The 22,646-nt window shown below is 50.1% G+C and carries 19 protein-coding genes; 4 read left to right on the top strand and 15 right to left on the bottom strand.

Annotated features, from left to right (window positions below; translation table 11 throughout):
* Positions 1-86 precede the first annotated feature (86 nt).
* The 3 genes from MJO52_RS18010 to MJO52_RS18000 all read right to left on the bottom strand — a co-directional run bounded on the left by MJO52_RS18010 (position 87) and on the right by MJO52_RS18000 (position 2,808).
* Positions 87-995 carry a polyprenyl synthetase family protein gene (locus MJO52_RS18010; protein ID WP_252083339.1) on the bottom strand — a complete coding sequence of 303 codons (909 nt, stop codon included), beginning with the start codon at positions 993-995 and terminating at the stop codon, positions 87-89.
* Complete coding sequence (locus MJO52_RS18005) at positions 996-1,247, bottom strand: exodeoxyribonuclease VII small subunit (protein WP_252083338.1); 252 nt, start codon at positions 1,245-1,247, stop codon at positions 996-998.
* 82 nt (positions 1,248-1,329) lie between these two features.
* Entirely contained in the window at positions 1,330-2,808 is a 1,479-nt protein-coding gene (locus MJO52_RS18000) for a PQQ-dependent sugar dehydrogenase (RefSeq protein ID WP_252083337.1), read from the bottom strand.
* 801 nt (positions 2,809-3,609) lie between these two features.
* Here MJO52_RS18000 and MJO52_RS17995 point away from each other — a divergent pair.
* Positions 3,610-4,179 (top strand): HNH endonuclease, encoded by a 570-nt coding sequence (locus MJO52_RS17995; protein ID WP_252083336.1) that lies wholly within the window; start codon positions 3,610-3,612, stop codon positions 4,177-4,179.
* An 85-nt stretch (positions 4,180-4,264) separates the two neighbouring features.
* On the opposite strand, the gene MJO52_RS17990 is transcribed toward MJO52_RS17995, so the two are convergent.
* From MJO52_RS17990 to MJO52_RS17965, 6 genes are all read right to left on the bottom strand, one after another.
* Positions 4,265-5,269: a D-alanine--D-alanine ligase gene (locus MJO52_RS17990; RefSeq protein WP_252083335.1), complete on the bottom strand. Its 1,005-nt coding sequence runs from the start codon at positions 5,267-5,269 to the stop codon at positions 4,265-4,267.
* A 4-nt stretch (positions 5,270-5,273) separates the two neighbouring features.
* Positions 5,274-6,182 carry a penicillin-insensitive murein endopeptidase gene (gene mepA / locus MJO52_RS17985; RefSeq protein WP_252083334.1) on the bottom strand — a complete coding sequence of 303 codons (909 nt, stop codon included), beginning with the start codon at positions 6,180-6,182 and terminating at the stop codon, positions 5,274-5,276.
* A 76-nt stretch (positions 6,183-6,258) separates the two neighbouring features.
* Positions 6,259-7,332 carry a histidinol-phosphate transaminase gene (gene hisC, locus MJO52_RS17980; protein ID WP_252083333.1) on the bottom strand — a complete coding sequence of 358 codons (1,074 nt, stop codon included), beginning with the start codon at positions 7,330-7,332 and terminating at the stop codon, positions 6,259-6,261.
* A complete protein-coding gene (locus MJO52_RS17975; protein ID WP_252083332.1) occupies positions 7,329-8,366 on the bottom strand; it encodes an FHA domain-containing protein in 1,038 nt (345 codons plus the stop codon). The genes hisC and MJO52_RS17975 overlap by 4 nt, the downstream gene beginning before the upstream one ends.
* A complete protein-coding gene (locus tag MJO52_RS17970) occupies positions 8,357-9,655 on the bottom strand; it encodes a S1C family serine protease (protein ID WP_252083331.1) in 1,299 nt (432 codons plus the stop codon). The genes MJO52_RS17975 and MJO52_RS17970 overlap by 10 nt, the downstream gene beginning before the upstream one ends.
* 109 nt (positions 9,656-9,764) lie before the next feature.
* The gene (locus MJO52_RS17965) at positions 9,765-11,546 is read right to left on the bottom strand and encodes a trans-sulfuration enzyme family protein (protein WP_252083330.1); all 1,782 of its coding nucleotides are present in this window, start codon (positions 11,544-11,546) and stop codon (positions 9,765-9,767) included.
* 534 nt (positions 11,547-12,080) lie between these two features.
* On the opposite strand from MJO52_RS17965, the gene MJO52_RS17960 reads away from it, so the two are divergent.
* On the top strand, positions 12,081-12,575 hold the full coding sequence (locus MJO52_RS17960) for a hypothetical protein (protein ID WP_252083329.1): 495 nt from the start codon (positions 12,081-12,083) through the stop codon (positions 12,573-12,575).
* Here MJO52_RS17960 and MJO52_RS17955 read toward each other — a convergent pair.
* The 5 genes from MJO52_RS17955 to MJO52_RS17935 all read right to left on the bottom strand — a co-directional run bounded on the left by MJO52_RS17955 (position 12,572) and on the right by MJO52_RS17935 (position 19,195).
* The gene (locus MJO52_RS17955) at positions 12,572-15,118 is read right to left on the bottom strand and encodes a serine/threonine-protein kinase (protein ID WP_252083328.1); all 2,547 of its coding nucleotides are present in this window, start codon (positions 15,116-15,118) and stop codon (positions 12,572-12,574) included. The genes MJO52_RS17960 and MJO52_RS17955 overlap by 4 nt on opposite strands.
* 354 nt (positions 15,119-15,472) lie before the next feature.
* The gene (locus MJO52_RS17950; protein ID WP_252083327.1) at positions 15,473-16,447 is read right to left on the bottom strand and encodes an FHA domain-containing protein; all 975 of its coding nucleotides are present in this window, start codon (positions 16,445-16,447) and stop codon (positions 15,473-15,475) included.
* A gap of 635 nt (positions 16,448-17,082) precedes the next feature.
* The gene (locus tag MJO52_RS17945) at positions 17,083-17,649 is read right to left on the bottom strand and encodes a YceI family protein (RefSeq protein ID WP_252083326.1); all 567 of its coding nucleotides are present in this window, start codon (positions 17,647-17,649) and stop codon (positions 17,083-17,085) included.
* Positions 17,646-18,257 carry a cytochrome b gene (locus MJO52_RS17940; RefSeq protein WP_252083325.1) on the bottom strand — a complete coding sequence of 204 codons (612 nt, stop codon included), beginning with the start codon at positions 18,255-18,257 and terminating at the stop codon, positions 17,646-17,648. Before MJO52_RS17940 ends, MJO52_RS17945 begins: the two co-directional genes overlap by 4 nt.
* A 272-nt stretch (positions 18,258-18,529) precedes the next feature.
* Entirely contained in the window at positions 18,530-19,195 is a 666-nt protein-coding gene (locus MJO52_RS17935) for a hypothetical protein (RefSeq protein ID WP_252083324.1), read from the bottom strand.
* Between the two features lie 357 nt (positions 19,196-19,552).
* Between MJO52_RS17935 and MJO52_RS17930 the strand changes: the two genes are divergently transcribed.
* A complete protein-coding gene (locus tag MJO52_RS17930) occupies positions 19,553-21,061 on the top strand; it encodes a dipeptidase (protein WP_252083323.1) in 1,509 nt (502 codons plus the stop codon).
* Positions 21,062-21,183: 122 nt separating this feature from the next.
* Positions 21,184-22,089, top strand: coding sequence for an acyltransferase (locus MJO52_RS17925; RefSeq protein ID WP_252083322.1), 906 nt, complete (start codon positions 21,184-21,186; stop codon positions 22,087-22,089).
* Positions 22,090-22,189: 100 nt separating this feature from the next.
* Here MJO52_RS17925 and MJO52_RS17920 read toward each other — a convergent pair whose 3' ends face one another.
* Positions 22,190-22,627, bottom strand: a complete 438-nt coding sequence (locus MJO52_RS17920; protein WP_252083321.1) for a host attachment protein — start codon at positions 22,625-22,627, stop codon at positions 22,190-22,192.
* Positions 22,628-22,646 lie beyond the last annotated feature (19 nt).

Genomic DNA, 22,646 nt, shown 5'->3' with positions numbered 1-22,646 from the left:
TCAATTGCTACAGATGGTATTAGTGAAGGGGATTGTATGCCTGTGAAGGGCATATTGCATCCCAATGACGGGGTAGAGATCCCGACTTAGTGGCCGCGTTGGACAATATAATCGGCCAGCTGCTTCAGTAGTAGTGTATCGCCGGGCAGTGTTGAAAGGGCACTTAAAGCCTCCCCACGCAAGCCCTGGAGCTTCTCTTTTGCGCCTTTGAGCCCCAATAGGGAGACATAAGTCGGTTTGTTGAGAAGGGCGTCTGCGCCCTGAGTTTTACCCAGAATGGCAGTATCTACTGTGACGTCAAGGATATCGTCCTGTACCTGAAAAGCCAGGCCAATAGCTTCTGCGTAGAGAGTTAGCGCTTCCAGTTGGTCGCTGGTAGCACCACCGTGCAGCGCGCCCATGCGCGCACTAGCGCGAATAAGGGCGCCAGTTTTCAGGCGATGCATCGCTTCTAGTTGTGCTAGGGTGAGGGTTTTATCCACAGAATCCAGGTCGATGGCCTGACCTGCAACCATTCCCCGGCTGCCAGATGCCTTTGAGAGCTCCGCAATAAGTAGTAGCTTCAATGCGGGTTCGGTGTTATCGGCCAACAGCAGTTCGAATGCCTGGGTTTGTAGTGCATCACCGGCGAGAATAGCGGTGGCCTCGTTGTAGGCGATATGGCAAGTGGGGCGACCCCGGCGCAGGTCGTCATCATCCATGGCTGGCAGGTCATCGTGCACCAGTGAATAGGCGTGGATGCACTCAAGGGCAGCGGCGCTGGCGTCGCATCTGGCAGGATCAAAATCCACCCCACGGAAGACCTGGGCACAGGCGTACACGAGTGCTGGGCGCAGGCGTTTGCCAGGGCCCAGTGCGGCATAGCGCATGGCCTCAAAGAGCTTATTGGCACCGGGAATAGATTCTGTCAGCGTGTCGCGGATACGGCTTTCGACACGCTGGGAGGAATCCTTGAGGAATGCACTCAGCTCGGCGGGCAGGGTAGGGGAGCTCACTTAGGAATCGCCTGAGGAGTTATCGGCTTCGAACGGCAACTCGCGAATACTACCGTTCTCCTCCATCAGCATTTTGACCTTTTGCTCGGCGCTGGCGAGTTTTTTCTGGCACTCACGGGTGAGTTTGACCCCTTGCTCAAAGTCGGCCAGGGCCTCCTCCAGGGGCAGGTCTCCTGCCTCCAGGCGTTCTACTAATTCTTCAAGAGCCTCCAGGCTCTGTTCAAAACTTGCCGATTTTTTCTTTGCCACCATAGCATCGCCTCGTAATTGCGGGGCAACCTTAGCCGCTGGCGCGGCAGGGGTCAATTGGCACGGAGTAAGGGGTAAGAGGGAGTTATTGCAAAGCCTCCCTTGAAAGCAGGTAGTGGGCCAATGCTTTTTTCTGCTCCTCGGTGAAATCATATCTGGGCATCGGGGGGGGTGGCGTATCAAAATAGTCCGCCAGGCTTTGCACGGTGTACTTTTTGTTGAGCCCTGCTAATGGTACCTGTTGCTGGTGGCACTGCGCACAATTGTGGCTCAGGTATAGCGCTCTTCCCTCGCGCGCGGCGGTGGCATCGGTTGGTGGCGGTTTTTTGGGTACCCTAGGTGTGGTAGGTGTTCTCTCCGCGGATAACTTTACTTTTTGTGGGGTAGCGGTGGGTGAGAGACGATAGATGGCCCCCGCGTAATCGTCTGAAATATAAATATTGCCCTTGCCATCTTCGGCAATTGCCACTGGCCTGCCAGAAACCTCCTTGCGGTTGTTGCTGAGGAAGCCCCAGAGGAAATCCCGTTGGGTGATTTTCCCGCCTTCATCCCAGTGTAGAGATACCACTTTGTAACCATCTTTCACGCTTCTGTTCCAGGAACCGTGCAGTGCTACTAAGGCAGCACCGCGATAACCTGTCGGTTGTTCCGGACTTCGCAGGAAGCGGATGCCTAGAGGGGCATTATGTGCGGCGAACTCGTGTACAGGGGGGAGGGAAGCGGCAATCATTTCTTTGATGGTGGGGTCTTCATCGTCGATAAAGTCCGGGTCCGGTACCCGGTCACCATAGGCGTAGGGCCAGCCGTAGAATTTGTCGGCTTGGATAAGGTTGAGCTCATCGGGTGGCAGGTTGTCACCCAGCCAGTCGCGACCATTATCTGTGGCATAGAGGCCGCCATCTTTGGGTGACCAGTCAAACCCCACACTATTGCGCAGGCCGGTGGCGAATATTTTGAGGTCACTGCCATCGGGACGCAGGCGCATAATACTGGCGCGTCGACGATCTTTTTCTACACAGACGTTACAGCTGGAACCGCTACTGAGGTACAGCCAGCCATCCGGCCCCTTTTCAAGGGTTTTGGTCCAATGGCCGCTGTCTGCCAAGCCTTCGACGATTCTCTGGTAACGCCCTGCCAGGCGGGCATCGGAGTGATCAAAGGGCACTCTGCCTACAGCATCGCTTTCCGCTATATATAGCCAGTTCTCATGCAGTAGAAGTCCGTGTGGGCGGTTTAAGTCTCCAATTAATATGCGTTGGCTGTCGGCGCGTCCATCACCGTTACGATCGGGGGTTAACAGGGAAACCTGTCCCTTCTTGGGTTGGGATACGAGGATATCCCCCGAACGGGTTATTGCCAGCCAGCGAGCATTGGGCACATTATCTGTAAATAGTTGTAGTTGATAGCCAGTGGCGGCTGTTAAATTTTGAGTGACCTCCTGCTCGCTGATTTTCGCGCCTCCAATGATTTGGCGCCAGGGAACACTAATACCCGAAGAGACTGCTGTGAAGGCGCTTGAAATAACGGCGCTGAAGATAAGCAAAAAAATTAGCGTATATTTCAACGTCTTTTTCCCTGTTTCGATTGAACTTGAAATAAAGGTGTTTATAGTGGCCGCGCTCATGCACTGAGCTCCGTTTTAGCACAGTGTACTCATCGAGTCTCCCTCTCATTTATTAAAGAAATATTTCACCTTGTGAGATATGTCTTACATAAAATTCAGCAGATTACCCCTACTCTTTTTTCGCCTAATGTCCATAATTAACTGGCAGGGACGCAAAAGGGACTGCAACTCTGCGGCAAAGGATAAAAGGAATGCGCCGCTCGCCCTAAGGATATGGGCACCATCCTGTGAGACGCACCGCCCGGGCCGGATTGCCTGGGCGGTGTTTTACATGATCGAAGACTTTATATTTGTTCAAATAACTTTTAATAGTAATTCTTTACTTAATCTTCGCTCTCTCTAATCGTTAATTATTCACGGTCGGTACTTTTTTAAAGCCAGGTCTGCTTCTGTCTGGAATTTGTAATATTTATCCGCTTTAATGATGAGAGGTCGGCCATTATTGCTCGGGCCGGTGGAGGATGGCGCATTCAGCAATCAATCATTAGCAGTGCCCGTTTACGCTCTGGCATTCTCTCACTGCCGGACTCTTGTCCTCTCGTCATTGAAATCATCAGCGGGTTATCGCCCTTATCACTTTAACGCCTTATCCAAACTGGACTCTCAAGTTCAGTCTTATTTATCTATCTCTTTCTTCCAGGCAGCATGTCAAATCAGATACTTGAGTGCCGGAAAAGCATCCGCTTGGTTAGCTGTAGTAGTAGGCCGGGTTCTTCTGTCTAACTGTGGGGAGGCGAAGTCATGCAAGCACGCATTTTGCGCCTGAATTTGGCGGGACAGCCATTGGACTGGCTCACTTGGCAGGAGGCTTCCTGTTTATACGTCCGGGATCTGGTTACCTGGTCTTTGGGGGGCATAGTACAGAGGGTAAGGGGCGGGTTTAATCGGAGTGGAGAGCGTTCGGCCCTGGATCTGGCATCAATTATCGCCTGTGGCGGTGCTCGAATGGCGCGGCCACGCAACCGTCCGCCGCTTACAAACCGCGCACTTTTTTTTCGTGATGTGCACACCTGCCTCTACTGCGGGAGTATTTTTAAGTCAGCTGAGCTAACTCGAGATCATGTTATCCCAGTGTCGAAGGGAGGGATGGACTCTTGGGAAAATGTGGTCACAGCCTGTCGCCGCTGTAATCAGCATAAGGGCAATTTTTTACTTGAAGATATTGATATGGAATTACTGGCTCTGCCCTTTTGTCCCAATGCTGCAGAATATCTGGCTTTGATTAATAGTGAGCGGATTCGCGGGGATCAGATGGAGTTTCTGCGCAGCCAATTTTCCCGTAGACGGCAACAGGATTGGTTGTTGCACTAGTTGTGTTTCGTTTACTGACATTAAAAAAAGGGGCTATTGCCCCTTTTTTTAATGTCAATTTTCTGAGTGGGGTTCAAGGTAGTATTTATTTAAGCGATTGTTTTACCGCGGAACGAATTTGACCCGTCAGATATTCAGTAAAATCATGGCCATGGTTTTGCATCATTTTGGGGAACATAGAGTTGGGGGTCATTCCGGGGAAAGTATTGACTTCATTTAGGTAGAGCTCCCCTTCGTCTGTTAGGAAAAAATCGATGCGAGAGAGATCTTTCAGCTTTAGGGCCTTAAAAGTACGTATCGAAACTTCCTGAATCCAAGCCAATTGCTCTTCGCTCAGACCCTCAGCTTTAATAAACGTCTCGGCGCGACTGCCTGCGGCATATTTTTCCTTATAGGTATAAAAAGTATCTGCTGGCGCGCGGACCTCACCGGGATGAGTGGCTATGAGCTCTTCGCCATAAGTGTAAACTGCCACCTCGAGTTCGCGGGCATTGAGGGCTTTTTCTACCAATACATAGGATGAGAGGGTAAAGGCTTCTGCGATTGCATCTTCCAAATCTTCCTTATGGCTGACTTTAAAGCAGCCCACCGAGGAACCCTGGTTTGAAGCTTTGATAAAGACCGCTTCCCACTCTTCCAGTGCGGCGTGGGCCTTACTCAACTCTTCAGCCTCCAGGCTGTGTAGAAACAGATAGGGGGTGTTATCGATCCCTAGCGCGCTCAGCCACATTTTCGTTTTAATCTTGTTAAAACAAATTTTGCTCGCCTCCGGTGCTGAACCGAAATAGGGGATGCCGAACATCTCGAGCTGGGATTGCAGGTCGCCAGTTTCTCCTGGGTAACCGTGAATTGCTGGGATGACGTAATCCACATCCCAGGCATTGCCGGCTTCATCGCGAATCTTGCCATCGTAAAAGATATGATAGACGCGACCTTCTTTATCAGTCAGGCAGCCGCTAGCATCCATCTCAACTCGCATCAGGGCGATATCTTCGGATTCGGCCAATTGTCCTTCAATAAAATCTGCGGTGCGCAAGGACACTTCGTGCTCGCTGCTGCCACCGCCGCAGATAAGCAAGGTGTTGATCATAAAGTTATTCCATCGTGGTGCCAGCTGGAGGCGCCAGTAAAACCTGCTGGCACTGCTGCGGCATCGTCTTGGGTTTGGGTTTTGTCGGCTGGGCCTTAGTGCCGTTCAGTATTGCGTAGAATTCTTCGCTGAACCACCAGTCCAGGTCATTACCGCAGGGTGTGGTGCGCACTGGAGCCTGAGGCTTGCAGTCACTGCTGCCGGCCGGGCAGGCAAGCCGCACATGAAAATGGTAATTGTGTCCCCACCAAGGGCGTACTTTGCGTAGCCAATCATTGTCGACGCCCGAAATTTCACATAAGTGACGCTTGATGGTGGGATGGACAAAAATCCGCTCTACCCGCTGATCCTTTGCGGCCATACGCAGGATCTTGGGGACTCGTTCGTCCCAATTTTCTTTGACCAAGCGATGTTCGCGGGTATCCGCCAGAGGGATAGCGGAGATATTATCGCGCTCCCACTCTGTCAGTGCCCGCTCTGCGGCGCGCTTGTCTTGTGAAAACCAAATATCCACATCAAGGCCGGTCTGATGGCTACTGTGCCCTCCACTGCCAAAGGGACCACCTCGCGCCATGGACATATCGCCGATCTGAATTCTGCCGAGATTATTCCGTGCAACACTCCGGGAAAAGTCCTTGAGGAAGGCGATGGTGTCCGGATGGGCGAAGTGGCGATCGCGGCCGGTGCGCACCAGTTGATAGCCCTCGCCACGTAGAGGCAGGGTTTCTCCTCCCGCGAGACAGCCATTGGTATAGGTGCCTATGCTGGCTGGGTTCTGTGCGCTGGGGCTCTCACTCTCCTCCCAGGGGTTGGCCTGGGCCTGATAGCTCAGGATGGCGGTGGCTAGAGCCAGAGCGCTGGCGAAGAGCTTGGTATTGGCGAACAGTTTGGGGCGATTAAATAAGAGAGACATAAATCCCTAGTTACCGATAAGTCTGGTGGTCGGGTTGCGCTGGGCGCGGACCCGACGAGTATAGACTGACAGTTTACTAGCTCTGTGACGCAAGTATCTCTTTACAGTTCCCTATCAGTTGGTCCATTTCCTGATCTGTGCCAATAGAGATACGCAGGTATTCACTGATGCGGGGCTTATTGAAGTATCTCACCAGAATGCCCAGTTCGCGCAGTGCCAGGTAGAGGGCCTCGGCACCAGGGGCAGGGGGCTTCGCCAGTATGAAATTCGCTTTGGAAGGTATAACTTCAAACCCCAGTTCAAGCAGTGCCTCTTCTGTGCGAGAGCGTGTGGCGACAACCTTGCTGCAGTTGTTTTCATGCCAAGCCCTATCGCGGATGGCTGCAGTAGCCACTTCCTGTGCGATGGCATCGATAGGATAAGAATTGAATGAGTTCTTGGCGCGCAGCAGCCCCTCAATCAGGTGTTCCTGCCCCATAGCAAAGCCGAGGCGCAGACCTGCCAGAGCATAAGACTTAGACAGGGTGTGAATGACCAGCAGATTGGGGTATTGCTCGATCAATTGGGTGGCGCTTTCCCCCCCAAAATCGATGTAGGCTTCATCAATGATCACCACTCGCTCTGGTTGTAGCTGCAGTAGTGCTTCAATTCTATCGAGTGATAAGTGGCGTCCTGTCGGGGCGTTGGGATTGGGGATAATAATTCCAGCGGCAGTACCCGAGAAATCCTCCACATTGAGACTAAAATCTTCTGAGAGGGGAATACTGCGGGACTCTATGTCGAAAAGCTGGCAGTACACCGGGTAGAAGCTGTAGGTGATATCGGGAAACAGTAAGGGTTCGTTGCGGCGGAAAAAGCTATAAAAACTCAGCGCTAGAACCTCATCGGAGCCATTACCGACGAAAACTTGCCTGTCATTCAGTCCATATCGCGTGGCAATGGCTGCGCGCAACTCACAGGACTCTGGGTCGGGATAGCGACGCAGGGCGTCGGCAAAATCTTTCTGTGCCAATAGTGCCAGGGCTCGGGGCGAAGCGGGGTAGGGGTTCTCGTTGGTGTTCAGTTTAATCAGAGTTGTACCGCTGGGCTGCTCACCGGGAGTGTAAGGTTCCAACTGTTCCAGGCCGGGGCTCCAAAACACTGTATTCACTGCTCTACCTCTACGTTCTCGTTTTCTGCGGAAGAGCTCTCCTTGCTCTCATTTTCCGGCTCTTCTTTTTTGATAGGAATATCAAATAGTGCGGCCGAACCGGTGATAAATTCCTGCATGGGCACCGGTTTACGCAACAGCATATTATCGTATTTGAGCTCAGTGGAGAGCGCCGGTGTTTCTCGGAAGTCATCGATCGAGCTGATCGTTTCCACCAGACTGAGGCCTAAAAAGCCGAGCGGCAGTACTAGTGCTACCGCCCAGCGCCAGGCGCGCCCTAGGTTGGTGGCCAGATAACAAGCGCACCAGAGCATAGTGGGCAAAATGACAGCGAGTACCAGGAAGTCCAGAACCTCCATGGTATCCCCTATGGCGAAGTTGTAATTCAGTATACTGCCGAACCACTCCCAGACGGCGTAAGTGAGTACGCCCATAGCGGCGATGGAAAGGTGAGCAAAAAAGTGTGTTTCGTGGCGTACCACCCTGCCTACAAAAGCCCAGGCACCCGCATAAATCACCAAGCCGATCACCGCACTGACTAAGATGTTGACGGCGATGGTCCACTGATAAGTACGCGCGTAGCCGAGGTAGCTGAGCAGTACCGTGGACAGAGCTACGGCGAGTACCAGGAGTGTGGCGTACAGAGGGTTGGATAGGCTGGCAAACAGGTTTTCCAGCGAATGCAGAGGGGTAGCCTCGGCAACATCGTCATCGCAATTAAATATTCGTAAGCGCGACTTACCACATTGTATTAGATCCCCAGAGGTAATCTGATGGGAGGAGATCTCCCCCGGCTTAACCGATCGGTCTTTCAGATTCCCCAGTAGCTGGCTGCCATTCACCGTATTCAAATCGTGCAGAATATAACTGCCATCTTCTTCCCGACGAATTTCTGCATGGCGCCCATCTGTGTGGATGTCTTCCAAGATCGCATCGTTGCTATAGGCGCGGCCCAGGGTGAACTTTTCACCTTCCATTCGGTAGCGCACCTGCACCCGGTGAGCGCGGTTGAGTTCTTCAATTATCAGTGCCATTGGATTTCGCTCGTGAACTTCTCGGCAAAGGCGTCGGCAGACTCCCGGGTAAAGCCGGATAGAGTAAAGTGGCTGACCAGCGCGCGATTCTTTTGGTCCACGCTGAGGCTCAAGAAAAAGATATCGTATAGATCGGGGAAGTTTTTATAGCGTCTTACACAGTAACTGGTGCGGCTAATTAGCGGTTTTTTACTGCGCTCTGGTTTGGATACGGGGCCATTGCCATTGCGCGGCTGGGAGGTAAAGTTCTGGCGGCAGCGGAAGTTGGTGACATCATCTTCACCGGCACTGTTGCCAGGATAAAAAGTGCTCATCTGATGCTCGTATTCCGCATAAAAGCGTGCCGGTAGAAGACCTTCAGATTCGAGCCAGAAAAACTCGTACTCCACTCGACCGGTGTTAAAGTCGTCGGAGAGAAAAATCACATCCTGCCCAGTACAACCTTTATCGATGCGTTTAATAGGATTGTCGCTATCTTCCTCACTGTTGCCCCAGCACTTAATGGCGGGCACTATTTCCCCAACAACCTTGGCCTCGCCGAGGGAGCGGCGCTGCCAGTCCGCCTCCAGAATGGAGTCGATAATACGCTGTTGATTGTCGAGCAGCTGCTGGTAGGTGACCTTTTGTAGGTCCAGTGCCACATTGCGTTGATGGAAGTGCTTTAACAAGTTGATCAGTTTATCCACCGGAACCAGGAAGCTTACCTGGTTACCGGCAGTTGCCACATTGATCCCCACTACTTGGCCGCGAGTATTAATAGCCGGGCCACCACTCATGCCGGGATTAATAGAACCGGCAAAATGAATACGATCGTAAAAACTACCTCCGGCGATACCGTTGTAAGTGCCAGGGATCAGGGTCATCCCTAGATCCAGAGGATTACCGAGGGAGACTATGGTTTCGCCTTGCTTAGGGGTTTCGGTGGCGAGTTGCAAGTATTCTTTGCCTGGCTTGTCCTGGCGCAATAGCGCCAAGTCGTTGACGACATCGATATCCAAGAGCTCCAGGGTGCCCTTGGTGCCATCGGTTGAAAGATATTCCAGTATATATTTATCCGGATCGCTAACTGCTTGCGCGACAACGTGGTAATTGGTGGCGAGTAGACCATCGGCGGAAATCTGGAATCCTGAGCCGAGCCCGGCTTTCGAATTAGAAGATTTTTCAATTAAGCGTATTTGATAAAGGCTACCGCGATAGTCGCTGTAAAGCTGCTCATATCCCTGTGCCAGCGCCAGAGTTGAGAGACAGAAGAGCACCCAGGCCAGAAAGTGGGCAGAAAAATTCGGCATTTTTGTTTGATTAAATTATGGACAGAAGCGGTGATACTACGGGATATAGGGTAGTGCAACAAGCGGGCCACGGCAGGGGATAATTGCTGCGCGCCCGCGTTTGAGCTTTTTACAGGTAGTCGGTGATTTTCGGTTGTGCTTCTACAACTTTTTTATGCGATTCCAGATAGAAGCGGGTGAAGGTAGCATCCGCTTCCTGCGGTGAGATAAAGCCCTCACTAAACCCAGGGCTGACCGGGTCCAGATGTAGGCGCGCACAGCTGATCACATGAGCCGCTAGCTGGGCCATATTTTCATCTCCCACCGATATTCGGATTGTGGTTGCGAATATACCCGCCGCCTCCATGGCCTGAGGAGAAAGTTCGGAGTGAGAAGTGAGTGCGGGGCAAAGTACCATGGTATTGGTCTGCCCCAGGCTTACCATCTGTCCAAATGCGGGCTCCAGCGCATCGAAGAAACTTTTGAAAGCCTCTGTGGGAATCTGTGCCGCTTCCATATCAATACTAAATAATGGGGTTGGCAGCTGATAGCGCATCAAGGCTTTGCGTAGCTTCGCGTTCGGATGGCTTTCCACGGCATGGCTGTTCACACGAATTTTGCTGTGACTGGCGAAGAAATGGCTGAGGCACTGGGTATTGATACACTTGGTCAACATACGCATTTCCAGAGTGCGCATACCACAGTGCACCTCCCAGGCTTTATCCGCATCTAGGAAAGCGCCTTTGATGTAATACACATCCCAGAACATGCACTGATCCCAGTTCAGCCCCTTGGCACTGTCGCCCTTGGGAATAAACATACGGTGGTTTTCCCCAATCACCACGCCAGCGGTTGCGGCACCGGTGCCGCCAATGTCTTTGGTGTAGGAGTGCACAACAAAGTCTGGACGCTCCTCGCGATCTTGGCGTCGCAGTGGTTGGTAGAGGAAGGGGGTGGCCAGGGTGGCATCCAGGCTGATCAGAATATTTTCCTGGTGTGCAGCCTTACAGATAGCGGGTACGTCCAACATGATACCGTGGGGGTTGCAGGGCGATTCGATATAGACGTGGAGACTGGAGCCTTGCTGAAGGGCATCGGCGTAATCGCGCTGTGTGTCGGCCAGTAGTTTTTCGAAGTCTTTACCGCTGGTGCCGTCAAACCAAACCAGCTGGATCGCCAGTTTGTCTGGTCGAGCATAAAAATCCTGTAAGAGCTGGTGTACGCCGCCATAGATATTGCGTGAGACGATTAAAATATCGTCGCGGCGCAGCTGATTGGAGAGTAGTGCGTCAATGGCGGCCATACCGGAATTGAAGTTCCAGGCCATATACTCATTGGCTGCCGGTCCGCACTCCAAATCCACAATGGCGTTGGCCAGGGAGATCGAGGTAGGGTTGAGTAGGCGCGAGTAGATATCGTGGCTGGGTTCACGGCCGCGGAAGGCGTCGTCTACCCACTCGGTACAGGCATAGATATAAGTGGCGGTGCGTGCAATCACCGGCGTAGCAGAAAAAATCGCCGGGATATTATCGAACAGTGGGTAGCCACCGCGGGTGGTGATATTGAAATCATCTCCCTGCAGACTCTGAAAGCTGGCGCGCAACGGATTTTGAAGGGTGTCCAATAGTTTTGCCAGCTGGAAACTCATAAAGCGCTTGGCATTGAAGTAGGCAATCTTGTCGGACCGATCCAATCGGTTCAGAGTTTCGCTTACCTGACTCCACAGCTGGTTCAAGTTGCCCTGTGCTTGATATAACAGTGCCGCAGTTTGCTCCAGTAAACGCCCGTGCTCCGACTCCCGATCAATACAAAAATGCTGGAGTTGCTCCCGAGCAAGCTCCGCAATATTAGTGGCCTCAGTGCTGTTGCGTCGGGGAGAGAGAATTTTTACATCTTCGAGATTCGCTTCCATCGTATCCTCATCAGGTGATGCTTTTTGTTATTAGATGACTCTAACAGCCTAAGTGAAAGGATAAAATACTTGGCGTGTAATTCCTTGTAATTGGCCGTGATAGACCTGTAATTCCCGAATTCGTAAAGTAGCTACCAGTTGAGGGGGTACGGGAGATTGTGAAAGCGGTTCCCTGCCACGGATGGGCAGCCCCCACAACATTTCGGATGGATTTTGTATTCTCGCACTGTCGGAGGTGCGAGAAGCGGGAAGAATCAGCGCAAGCTGAGCGGACAAGCTGGAACCGACGGGTGCAGAGTCTTAGTCGGACCTTGTGGATGAGCTTGCCCGAGGCACGGATGCCAAATTTTGCTCTTGATAGTGTTGTTGTAACCGTCGATGGTTGGGACCATCATTCCGGGCCGGCAGTGGCTATACTGCCGGCTTTTTTTCAGAGCTGAACTGGTTATCATGACGCAGTCACAGACGTATTTTACACGAATAAAAACGTCTTAGGATGACACCAAATAACAAATGCTTACAAGGGGATGAACGATGAGCACTTGTGCCGATTTACCCGTACTCGAGTGCGAGGTACCTGAAGAGGGCTTGAAGCTGGATCTGGTTTTGCGGCCCAGAGAGCAAAAAGATGGTGAGCCGCAGTACTGGCCGCTATTTAATGCTGATAATCCAGAAGAGCATTTTGGTAATATGCTTTTTAAAACCCATAAGGGCGGTGTACTTACCTTAAGGATCACCTTAGATCTATCTGAAGTTCCAGGTCGTGAGTTGGAATTTGTTCGCTATAAGCAAGACCATAAGTTGGACGGTATTATCGCATTAACTCCAGATTTTCGTCATCAATTCCGTGCGCGAGCTAGGGAAGTGGATGGAGACTATACCAAGTTGATAATTAAAATCAGGGATAAAGATCGTATTCCTGATCGGTTTAACTTCCTATGGATGTGTGTTGACCCCGCCACGGGAATGCACTTTGTTTCAGGTGATCCTAAGGCCGGGGTTGATCCAGCTCCGCCTGCAGAGAATTAATCGCAAATTGCAAGTACTATCTTGGATGAGGTTTGAGGTTGGGAGCAGAGCTGTTGAAATGCAGGTAGAGAAAACCATACTGTACCCATTCCTTGAGCTGTAAGCTGCTCTAAATGGTAGGTAGCTGACTGTAATTCACCTGCTAATGCGTATACTTGCGCAGCAGAATATTTTACATAGGTATCATCTGGAGACTCTCTGAGCAATTCTTTAATAAGAGCAATTGCTTCGGGAGTCATCCCTAGATTTGCCAAAGCTTGTGCGCGAAATTGTTTTTCTTCAAGTGCAGAACTATTGCTCGTTAATTCTAAAGCTTTTCTGTAATAGTTTTCGGCATTAATGTGATCAGAAAGAGCTGAATAAGTTTCAGCAACTTGGATTATTAGGTGGATGTTATCTGGAGAGGATTCTAAGACGTCTTGATAAGTTTTTAGAGCTAGAGTGAGATTACCTTTTAGAAAATAAACTATTCCTAAGTTGGATTTCATACGCCAGCTTCTTTGGTTTTTGGGGATTGACTTAATTGCCTTTTCGGCGAGCTCTAAGTTTCCTTTTTCTAGCTCAATTGTGCCAAGTAGTGCATAAGCTCCCCAATAATTTGGGGAATGTTTAATTAATTTTATTAATGCCCTTCTGGTTGAGTCGTAATCGCCGATTGCCATCTTATTGATGGCTACTAAATATAGGTTGTTTGGTGAAGGGCTTAATTCAGCAGCTTCTTTTGCGTAGCTTAGTCCCTGCTCATAGTTACCTTGTAAGTATTGGAAACGGGCAAATTTTGCAAGAAGGTTGGCGGATGGGTGCCCTTTATTTTGCAGCTTTTTAAGGACTGACTCGAACCTTTGTTTGTCTGTGCTGACAGAAAGAATGGTAAGTTTTGCTTCAAGAATAGCCGTCCTATGTGACTCTGCAATTTCCGCATTCGCAAAAATTTTTAGGGCCTTAGTAAGGTGTTTTTTATTGTTGGTGTGGATGTATCTGTTAAGGGCTTCCCGAGCATATAATGTATATAAGTTGATATTGTTTGGGTATTTGAATATTAACTCCTCTAGGTCATCCAGAGAGAGTAATTTGGGAATAGACCCAGTTCCATGGGTAAGGGTATTTAAGTATAGCTCGTAATCAAGAGGCTCCATCTTGGTTTGACTAACTTTTCCCAGCCGGTAGTTGTTAGGAAAAAGCTCAAGCATGCTATTACTAATAGTGTAATGTGCTTCCTGTTGTGCCGAACTAAGGAAAACAAAGCTTGTTTGTCCTTTTACCTGTGTATCAGTAGGGTCAATTCTTTGAAGTTCGATGTTGCAGCGGGTTTGCACACAAGCCAGACGGGCACGAAGGGCGTCAGTTACTCCCTTATCTTTGAGATTTTGCAGTTGTTGATCTAAGTTAGATTCCCCCTTTGCCTCAAAGCTGACCAGTGCGCTGGATTTAAGTTGCGATGGAGTGCTCATCAATGCCTGTCGAACCATCGCTTTTATTAGTGCTTCCGTATCCTTGTGACCACGAACTTCACCATTAAACTCTATAGGAAGAACAGCTATATACTGTGGGGTCAGTTGTAGATATTTATGCCAGCCCCAAATTGTCGACAAAATAATTATTATTAAAGCTGTCAGCGTAACAGAAATATTCCTACGTTTTTTATGGGGCTTGATTAGTAGCTGAGTAACAGTTTCAGAATATTGCTGAGTATTCGCATCAATTCCATGTTTTCTCACCAGCTCCAGTGCCTCAAAAACCCTTTCTGCGGATTCTGGCCGTTGCTCTGGGCGCTTGCCCAAAAGTCGATCTAATAGCGCAGCAAGTGGTTTGGGTATCTCTGGCCAGGCCTGTTGCGGTGGAATATGGGGCTTGCTGGTAATTTGTTGAGCAAAAGCCAGTGCACTCTTATCGCCACGCTCAAAGGGTTTACGTCCACACAAGAGTTCATAGGCAATACTGCCGAAGCTAAACAGGTCGCTGCGGGCATCCAGGGTTGTACCCTGTAACTGCTCGGGAGACATGGCCTGTACACTGCCAGCGATATGGTCTTCCCTAGTAAGTTGCTGGTCGCAGTCTAGGGCTTTGGCGATTCCGAAATCAGTAATTTTGGCTACGCCATCATTGGTGACAAGGATATTCTCGGGCTTTAAGTCCCGGTGGATAATTCCCAGGCAGTGGGCTTTACCCAGCCCTTGGCAGATCTGCATCAGTAAATCGAGTTTCTCAGCTAGCGTGGCGGTACGTTCGCGTATCCACTCCTTGAGAGTAACCCCTTCAACCAGCTCCATAACCAGAGCGATATTATGATCTTCCTCCAGAACATCGTACAGACGTACAATGTTAGGGTGGTTCAGTCTGGCTAATAATTGCGCTTCGCTGCGAAAACGGGCTTCGGCAGAGTTGCCGGTCATATCAGAGCGCAGCTGCTTGATGGCGACCTTGCGCCCCAGCTTTACGTCTTCAGCCAGATAAACAACACCCATACCGCCGGCGCCAAGGGTGCGCTCTACCCTATAGCGACCTTGATATACCTCAGTTTTCTCCAGCGCAACTACGTCCATTGTATTTAGTTCTTTTCGGATGGATAGGGGATTCTACCCGATAGTACATTTTCGTGAAGCTATCTGTCTCCATTTCAGAGGAAATGGTTCACGTTATTCCATTTCATTTGGATTGCTATCGGTTGCAAAAAGAGACTGCCTAAGGTCTAAAAAGTCTTTACTTTAAGAGGAGAGGCGTGAGAGTTTCAGTACTCGAATCCGTGAGGTGAGTTCAGTCTGATGGAAAGTCATATGTGGCAGGAAAGGCTTTGTTGTTTATAACAGCAGACGAAGGGATGGCATAAGATCTGTACCTATAGGATGATCGCTATAGGTACAGATCGGCTTTGCTGAGCTAGAAATAGCGATAAGACCTTACGCTTCCTGCAGCTCGGTCTTCGATTCCAATTGAGTGCCTTTATAGATTTCAAACTGGTGGCAGCCCAGGCGGATTTCCCAGGAGCGTCGCTCTACTAAGTTTGAGGTATCTACGGCATCTGGCAAGGATTCAGAGATCTGCTTGCGTGCGCGGAAAATCTGGGTGTTCAGGTGGTTGACGGTTATGCCCAGCTCGTGAGTGGCTACCTGGATGGAAACCCAGCCTTGGGAGTCTGTATCCATGTCGTTTTGCATATCACGGAAGCGTGCTCGAGCCAGGTACAGCAGTAGGTAGTTGTGAATGCGTGCGGGCAGGGACTGCTTCATACCCTCTCGCTGCAGCTGCAGTTGTACATGTTCCTCGTGGGAGCTGACAGAGAAGCGCAGGCCGAAATCTGTTATGGATAACTGCTGTAAAGAGAGTTCTTTGGTTGCCCCTTGGTTGTCGGCGAGAAACAGTTGCCAGCTCTGCAGGCCGCAATCAATACGATCCCCGTGATTGACCATGCTCTTGCTGCCCCCTTCGCCGGTGCTACCAGTAAACTCGTATTGCCATTGGGCGGTAACGGGGCTGAAATGCAAGCTGGCGAGGGGCTCGCTCTCGTCCGGTAGCAGGTGGTATTGCTCCAATAGCTGGGCTTCACCAGTCTTCAGGTCAATCAACAAATTTTCTGGGGCGTCGAGATTCTCGACAATCCAAGCGGGGTTATTGACTCGCCCGAAACAGATCTTGTCGCCGGTTTGCAATGGGTAGCTCTTGGCTGGAACCAGTTGCTGGCCATTTAGCCAGGTTCCATTGCGACTAAGATCGCGAATATTCCAATGCGTGCCGGTCCACTGAATGGCCGCGTGAATACCAGAGATTTCGGCACTGGTGATACGGGTATCCACGGCCCCTTGACGGCGGCCGATGGTGTGGTGTGCCATCAGGTATACGGGTTGGTCCCTATCTGGATGCTGTAAGCAAGCCATTATCTTGTCCTTTTTCTCCGGGTTGCGTCGGGTGCTGAGCTAGAGCTGCTTGCCAGAATTGTTGGCAGTTCAATGCTGCAGATGGGATTGCTCACTCGGCAGCAATAAAAGTAACCTACAAGTGCTATTGTCCAGATTCTTTGAGATTCGCTCTACAAGGCCAAGAGAGTCTGGCTATTTTCCCCCTCTAAGGGAGAAGTGGGCGCTCACTAGGAGTCTGGCTGTAAATAAGTTTGAGGTTCTTTATACCTACTGTGGAATGATTGTAATCACTGCTACTACTAATGGTTGCTATTTTCACTGAAAAACTTTGCTGTCGTCAAAAGTAGCGTAATAGTTTGTGCTTACTAATTGTGAACTGGTTAAAATTTTAAGTGCTTGCAGTTTCTTTATTGCCATCTGGGCTAGCTGTCAGATGTCTTTTCTCCAGTATTTAGCTAAAGCTGAGAGATTCTTTAAGTATTAGTTTTAGGGAGCTGTAGGCCATTTGGCACTAATCTAATGGATCTGCTAGCGCTTAAAAATGCCATTTTTGCGGCAGTTTCTGCCAAGTGGTGTTAAATGGGTGCTTGAGGGATAGGAGCCCGATTTGTTGTAAATCGGGCTGTCAAAGGAATAAGAGTTTCTAAATAGGTTTAGATACGGATGCCTTCAATATCCAGAATCATTTCAACCTTCTGGGAGGCTGGGCCCAGATTGTAGTCGATACCGAAATCCTTCAGATCAAACTCTGCAGTGCCACTGAAGCCCTGACGGTAGCCACCCCAGGGGTCCTTACCGCCCCCAATATTGGTAACGTCGATAGTTAGCGGCTTGGTTACCCCACGTAGGGTTAGCTCACCTTTCAGCAGTGCCTTTCCGTCTTCTGTTGGTTCAAAGCTGGTGCTTTTGAAGGTTGCTGTGGGGAATTTTTCCGTGTGGAGGAAGTCGGAACCGCGCAGGTGCTTGTCGCGCTCGGCGTGATTACTGTTAAGGCTGGTTACGTCGATATTGACGTTTACAGTAGATTTTTCCGGTGCCTTGTCATCATAAAAGAATGAACCGTTGAAATCGTCAAAGCGTCCATAGAGCCAGCTATATCCCAGGTGTTTAATGCGAAACTGGACGAAGGCATGGGCGCCTTTGGTATCGATTTTATATTCCGCCGCTTGGGCTGTGGTGCCGAGCAGGGCAGCGAAAAGAAGGGCGGTGAGCTTCTTCATAGGGAGATTTCCTTTTTTGTGGTTGTAACTGTATTTTGCTTATTCGGACGGGTCGGCATGCCAGATAGTCCAAGCATCCTGCGAAGTGTTACGTCCTTGTCGAAAAAATGATGCTTCAATGCCGCCAGGGCGTGAAGGCTGACCAGGATGATCAGGGTCCAGGCCAGAATTTCGTGAAGGCTCCCGGCAATATCTTCCTGATTGGGAATGCCTTGGATAGTAGCCGCTACGCTAAACCAACCGAATACATCAATGGGGCGTCCATCGGCGGTCGATATCAGGTAACCCGATAGCATAATGGCCAATAGAAGCAGGTAGATGAGGTTGTGTATGCCACTGGCAGTGAGTGCTTGCCAGCGAGGTGTTCCTGGGGCAGCCCTGGGGGTGATATTCACTGAACGCCACAGTAAACGAAGCACCAGAGCAATCAAGAGCAAAATACCTATGCCTTTATGGATGCTGGGGGCCTGCTGATACCAGGGGTCATAATAGGACAGCTGGCGCATCCACCAGCCGAGCACAAAGAGGCCTATGATCGCTGGGGCCATTAGCCAGTGCAGCATAATCGCGACCCAGCCGTAGTTATTTTGGTTGTTACGAGCTTGCAAGCTCTTTCTCCAAGTGTGTTTATTGATCGGGTAAATTGATGAGGCTTTAGTATGCTGATTTGATTAGCCTCGAATTCCGCCAGGGTTTTTCTTTCTGCTTGAAGAAGGTCTGGAGAGGCTACATTCGCACTCACCCCGTTAGCGGATTATAACTTGGCGCTAGGGTATCGTTTTTGTTGTCTATGACCAATGGCTGAAGGGAATCTTTGCGAGAGAGATCAATTAAGCTCAGGTGACTAATAAAAGAGACAGAAAGCGCAATAATTGTGCTGTTAGTGGTGGCGGCTCCGATTACCCTCACGTTCTGCGGCAAGAAGAATCCGCTCGCAGGCCCCTCTGTCCAGGGCTGTAGATCGCTGTGCCAGCTGCTCAGCCAGCCAGCTGGTGGAGTGATGTTCGCGGTCCAGGGCTAATTGTTCAAGCTGCCAGATCACGTCGAGCATTAACTGCCGCTCCAGTTTGTCTTCAGTTTCCTGGCTGGAGAACAGCCGTGGCTCTAGCCTCTCCAAGTCGCTGCGCTTCAATACCAGCTCTGCCAGGCTAGGGTACCAGCGGCCACTGAAGGGCTCAGGGCGTTGATGATAGTCAAACGTGATTCGCAGGCGATTGCCCTCGGCGTCCTCGAGTAGAGGGGTGTCTTGCTCATAAGCGGGTAGGGCGGGGCTGTGTCGCAAGATACCGACAAGGGCCCGCCAGTCACTGCGGTTCTCTGAGCACAGGCGCAGTGGCTCAATCAATTCCCTCTGCCCCTCGCGATTGAGAAAGGTCAGTTTCTGCCCCGGACGATACCAGTAGAGATCGAGGAGCTTTTCCTCGGCTAAATCTGCAAGATGGATGCTGGTTAGGGGTTCCTCTGCTAGGGCGCTCAAGTGGCTGACGGCCTGCTGGACACTCAGCCATTGCTTGCGATGGAAATGTTTGCCATTGGACGTGGTCATGCGCTGCTCCAGCCTCGCGTTAAGCTCCCCAAATTTTAGCAACCCTGAAAAACCACTATAAGTGGCTTATAGGCTTGGCAAGTGATAAGTGAAGTCACATTTGCTGGCTATGATCCAATCGCGCCGTGAATTATCGCCAGATTTATTCAATTGTAGGAATATTAAAGTAGTGCTGATTGAGGAGGCCTGGGAACACCTATTACATTGCCAGGATATTAGTTTAGCAGTGGAGTATTGGTATAGGTTCGGCTCAGGAAACTGTGACTGGAGATTATTAACACAGAGACTGGGATGAATTGGTGGGTCATGCCATTGGCTGGAGATGTACAATGGCACTTTTATTTACCTGGGGTGCTTATGAAGTTACGAAATGCTCTTTTACCGCTGTTTCTCTCTGCAACCCTGTCAGCACCTGTTGTCGCTGGTGTGTCTTCTCAGGCACAGGAGGCTTCTGACTATGCAGTTGAAAAATATGAAGAAGCCATGACTGAGACCTTAGCGAGCTTGGTACGCTTTGAAACGGTAGCTCGCGAAGACCTGCCTTTGGAGCGCAACCCTGAGTTTACAGGCTTCAAGGACACTCTACAGGATAAGGCTCGGGAGCTGGGGCTGGAGTATCAGGATTTCGGCCATGTTGTGGTAATTGCCCTGGGTGAGGGGGCTGAGAAAGTGGGTATTGTTACCCATGGGGATGTCCAGCCAGCCAACCCGGCCAAGTGGCAGAAAAGCCCGTTTATGTTGGATGCGGAAAGTGAGCCAGGCAGGCTGATTGCCCGTGGTAGTGAGGATGATAAAGGTCCGATCGCTACGGCCCTTTATGCTATGAAAGCGATTAAGGATCAGGCGGTGCCCATGAAGCGCAGGGTTGAACTTCTGATCTATTTGGCGGAAGAGTCTGACTGGGAGCCCCTCAAGGAATTCCTGAAAACTTATCCAATCCCTGCCTACAACATCACCATCGACGCTAATTATCCGGTAGTGACTGCCGAGAAGGGCTGGAGTGAGGTGCAGGTCACCACTGCTGGTGTACTGGCAGCGAACTTCGATAAGCCTTACATAAAAAGTTTCTCAGGTGGCTATTTTCGTAGCCAGGTGCCGGATGAGGCGCGCGCGTTGTTGGGAAATGTTAATGCTGAGCTAGTTTCGGCTATCCGCGCTCGCGCCGCTCAGAACAAGCTTGTCTCATATGAGTTTAAAAGCGGTAATGGCAGTTTAGAGGTAGTGGCTCGCGGTGTGGCTACCCACAGCTCAGAGCCTGAACATGGGGTAAATGCGATCGCCTATCTTGCGGATGCGCTCAGTGTGTACGATTGGCCCGCCAATGACGCTGGTGCGACGGTGCGCTATCTGAATGACTTGGTGGGCACAGGGGTCCTGGCTGAGAAGTTTGGCAGTATCGCTTATCGCGATGCATTTATGGGTCCAATGACGGCGGCTGTCACCATGGTGAAAGAGACTGAATCTGGACTGATCAGCCACCTCAACCTGCGTCGCCCCACAGGTAAAACAGCCCCGCAGCTAGAAAAGGAGATTGACTCTACCTTGGCCGAGTGGCAGGAACTTTCGGGTATCACATTGGCAGATACAAAAGTGATTTTGGGGAATCCCTACCGAGTAGACGATGCTCCTCATGTAAAACCTTTGCTAGAAGTTTTTCGTCATTTCACCGGTATGGAAAAGGCTGAGCCGGTCGCGATTGGTGGTTCCACCAATGCCAAGCTATTACCTAATGCTGTGAGTTTTGGGCCCTCTATGCCTGGAGTTGCTTATTCCGGGCATTCGGAACATGAATTTATTACCGTTGAACAGTTTCGGCTGAATCTAAAAATGTATACGGCGATGATGATTGAGGTGGCTAACCTCTAGGCTGGTGAATCTGCGAGTTGTTGAATAAGAATAAGAATGTGGGCGCCAGAGTTTACTATGTAAAAACGGTTTTCTCAGGCGTCCGTTAGGAATCTCTTTTACCACTATTTTAGAAGCATAAGATGTTAAATTTTCTTCCCTCGGCAGTGTTGTTGATATTGGCTTCGGTGTTGCTGGTCATCAGCACGATCCTTTGCTTTATTCCCATTTTGTTTTTTGTTGTAGTGCGATTGATTTTTCCATTTTCAGCGCTGCGCAAAATCTACACGTCCATTTTTATGTCGATTGCTGAAGCCTGGATTACCATGAATAAAGGCTGGATGAAACTTACGCAAAAGACAGAGTGGGATGTGAAAATTGGAGGGGAGCTGAAAAAAGATGGCTGGTATTTGGTAACCTCCAATCACCAGAGTTGGGTGGATATCTTTGTACTACAGTCAATTTTTAACCGAAAAATCCCTTTCCTGAAATTTTTTATCAAGCAGGAGCTTATCAAGGTTCCTGTAATGGGGATCTGTTGGTGGGCTCTGGATTTTCCATTTATGAAGCGTTATAGCAAGGCATATTTGGAGAAGCATCCGGAAATGCGCGGCAAAGATCTGGAATCAACCAAAAAGGCTTGTGAGCGCTTTAAATTAATTCCCACCAGTATTATGAATTTCCTTGAAGGTACGCGTTTTACTCAGGAAAAGCATGATAGGCAGGGTTCCCCTTTTAACTATTTGCTCAAGCCCAAGTCTGGTGGTATTGCTTTTGCCATGCAAAGTATGGGGGAGCAACTTAACCGCCTGTTAAATGTAACCATTGTCTACCCAGATGGTATCCCATCATTTGCGGATTTCCTTGCGGGAAAAGTGAAGCGCGTAGTCGTTCGGGTGGAGCAGATTCGCATACCAGATAAATTTTTCACGGCTGATTATATGAATGACCAGGTATTTCGTGCTGAATTTAATCATTGGGTGTATAAACTTTGGCAGGATAAGGATCAATTGATTGGAAATTTATTGAGTGATTCTAAAGGGGCTTAAGAGGCGCAGGCTATTTTTATGGCGAATGCTACTTAAGAAGGCTTGAGGGGCTGTTTTTTCAGCCCCGCCTTCCCAACAGATTTCCTCAATGAGGAATCAATCAAAGCCAGATGGGTAGCTGAGCACGAATTTCATCTGGCTGGCTGTCGACCAGGTTTTTACCGGTCTCTCCGGCAACGGTGGCACGAGTGGGCGTTTTCAATGCATCGCGCAAGCTCCCCACCATATAGGGTTCAGCCACAATATATAACTTTTCAAAGCGGCCTTCTTGGCGCCCACGCTCCAGTGTATGGGCAATTTTCCTGGCAAAATCTTCACCACTGCGGCGGTGTAGATTTGCAAAATTTCCCATCGCATGGCGGCCTTGGCCGTAGCTGTCGAAGCTGCGTCCAGGTGCATCGCTATCTATTTCGCGTCCTGATAGTCGGGACTCTGGATGGAGTAGGGCTTGAATTTCATGGAGGTTGCCGGCGCGTTTTTGTGCTTCAAATATTCTGGCTTGCGATTGGTTGGCCACAAGAACCCATGCTAAAGCCATGAGCGTATCCTCATTCTTT

It is taken from the genome of Microbulbifer variabilis (assembly GCF_023716485.1).
GTDB lineage: Bacteria > Pseudomonadota > Gammaproteobacteria > Pseudomonadales > Cellvibrionaceae > Microbulbifer > Microbulbifer variabilis_B.
Note: the sequence above shows the minus strand (reverse complement) of the source record. Positions and strands in the feature narration are given on the sequence as shown.

Excerpts from the sequence above, each read along its gene's own strand:
- MJO52_RS17935 (WP_252083324.1), bottom strand. The coding sequence starts at position 19,195 with ATGACCACGTCCAATGGCAAACATTTCCATCGCAAGCAATGGCTGAGT.
- MJO52_RS18005 (WP_252083338.1), bottom strand. The coding sequence starts at position 1,247 with ATGGTGGCAAAGAAAAAATCGGCAAGTTTTGAACAGAGCCTGGAGGCT.
- MJO52_RS17965 (WP_252083330.1), bottom strand. The coding sequence starts at position 11,546 with ATGGAAGCGAATCTCGAAGATGTAAAAATTCTCTCTCCCCGACGCAAC.
- MJO52_RS17955 (WP_252083328.1), bottom strand. The coding sequence starts at position 15,118 with ATGGACGTAGTTGCGCTGGAGAAAACTGAGGTATATCAAGGTCGCTAT.
- MJO52_RS17995 (WP_252083336.1), top strand. The coding sequence starts at position 3,610 with ATGCAAGCACGCATTTTGCGCCTGAATTTGGCGGGACAGCCATTGGAC.
- MJO52_RS17970 (WP_252083331.1), bottom strand. The coding sequence starts at position 9,655 with ATGCCGAATTTTTCTGCCCACTTTCTGGCCTGGGTGCTCTTCTGTCTC.
- MJO52_RS17950 (WP_252083327.1), bottom strand. The coding sequence starts at position 16,447 with ATGGCTTGCTTACAGCATCCAGATAGGGACCAACCCGTATACCTGATG.
- MJO52_RS17920 (WP_252083321.1), bottom strand. The coding sequence starts at position 22,627 with ATGGCTTTAGCATGGGTTCTTGTGGCCAACCAATCGCAAGCCAGAATA.
- MJO52_RS17990 (WP_252083335.1), bottom strand. The coding sequence starts at position 5,269 with ATGATCAACACCTTGCTTATCTGCGGCGGTGGCAGCAGCGAGCACGAA.
- MJO52_RS17960 (WP_252083329.1), top strand. The coding sequence starts at position 12,081 with ATGAGCACTTGTGCCGATTTACCCGTACTCGAGTGCGAGGTACCTGAA.
- MJO52_RS17945 (WP_252083326.1), bottom strand. The coding sequence starts at position 17,649 with ATGAAGAAGCTCACCGCCCTTCTTTTCGCTGCCCTGCTCGGCACCACA.
- MJO52_RS17925 (WP_252083322.1), top strand. The coding sequence starts at position 21,184 with ATGTTAAATTTTCTTCCCTCGGCAGTGTTGTTGATATTGGCTTCGGTG.
- MJO52_RS17975 (WP_252083332.1), bottom strand. The coding sequence starts at position 8,366 with ATGGCACTGATAATTGAAGAACTCAACCGCGCTCACCGGGTGCAGGTG.
- MJO52_RS17930 (WP_252083323.1), top strand. The coding sequence starts at position 19,553 with ATGAAGTTACGAAATGCTCTTTTACCGCTGTTTCTCTCTGCAACCCTG.
- mepA (WP_252083334.1), bottom strand. The coding sequence starts at position 6,182 with ATGTCTCTCTTATTTAATCGCCCCAAACTGTTCGCCAATACCAAGCTC.